The 1096-nt window shown below is 70.2% G+C and carries 1 protein-coding gene and 1 pseudogene; both read left to right on the forward strand.

The genetic code is table 11. The annotated features are described in order from the left end of the window. A partial coding sequence (locus GRC12_RS44585; protein WP_208786115.1) for an OmpA family protein occupies positions 1-521 on the forward strand: 521 nt, incomplete at its 5' end. A gap of 155 nt (positions 522-676) precedes the next feature. Next, a pseudogene (locus GRC12_RS44590) lies at positions 677-1096 on the forward strand (hypothetical protein); the annotation flags it as partial.

Here is a 1096-nt window from a genome sequence, read left to right on the forward strand (position 1 = left end):
CCCCCGACACCGAGGCCTCCGCCTCCGCCCCGGTCAAGATCGACCCCAACGACCCCGACCTCAAACTCCCCGAGGGCGCCACGCTCGCCGCCCCCAAGGTCCTGGACATCAAGTCGGTCGTCGAGGACCAGTCCGGCGACGAACGCCGGGAGGACACCAACACCGAAGTGACCTTCGCGCTGCAGGCCGAGGTGCTGTTCGCCAAGGACAGCGCCAAGCTGAACGCCGACGCGAAGGCACGGATCGCCGCGATCGCCGAGGAGATCAAGAAGCAGAACGCCACGCAGGTACGCGTCTTCGGCTTCACGGACAACCTCGGCACCCACGCCCACGGCGTCGTCCTGTCCAAGCAGCGCGCCAACGCCGTTCAGGCCGTCCTTGACGACGACCTGAACGACCCGAACATCACCTTCGACGTACGCGGCTACGCCGAGCAGTACCCGATCGCCGACAACTCCACGGAGGACGGCCGCAAGAAGAACCGCCGCGTGGAGGTGACGTTCCCCCGCTCGGAGAGCTGACGCCCACGCACCAAAGCGCGCAGACCCCAACCACCCCGTTTTGGGCGCCGATTTGGGCCCCCGGACCCATCTCGGGCGCCCCGCATCCTCCCTACCCTCGGCCAATGTCGTGGACCAACAGCGGTGCAGCCGCAGGAGGTTGAGGAGGAGGGGGCATGGCGTCGGTCGGGGGAGTGGCGGAGTGGCCGGGGATGGGGCGTGAGCCCGCGGAACGTGGGGAGCCGCCGCCTTCACTGTCGGTGGCCTTCGTCCTCCTCCACGTCCTCCTCGCCTTCACCGTCCTCGGCGCCTTCGGCATCCTCCTCACCGCCGCCTCGTACGACACCCTCGACGCCGGAATCCTCGCCCGCGTCGCTTACGCCGCCGCCCCAGGCACCCTTGGCTGGTGGCTCGCCCGGCGCAGCCGACAGGGCGGCCCCTGGGTCCGGCGCGGCCTCGTCGCCGTACAGGCATGGCTGATCCTCGGCGGCCTGGCCAACCTCGCCGCCGGTTCCGGCCGGGCGGGCCTCCAGCTCTTGCTCCCCACCGTCATCCTCTGCCTCCTGCTCCAGCCGGAGAGCAGGCAGTGGTACGAC

The organism is Streptomyces griseorubiginosus (assembly GCF_017614965.1).
GTDB lineage: Bacteria > Actinomycetota > Actinomycetes > Streptomycetales > Streptomycetaceae > Streptomyces > Streptomyces griseorubiginosus_B.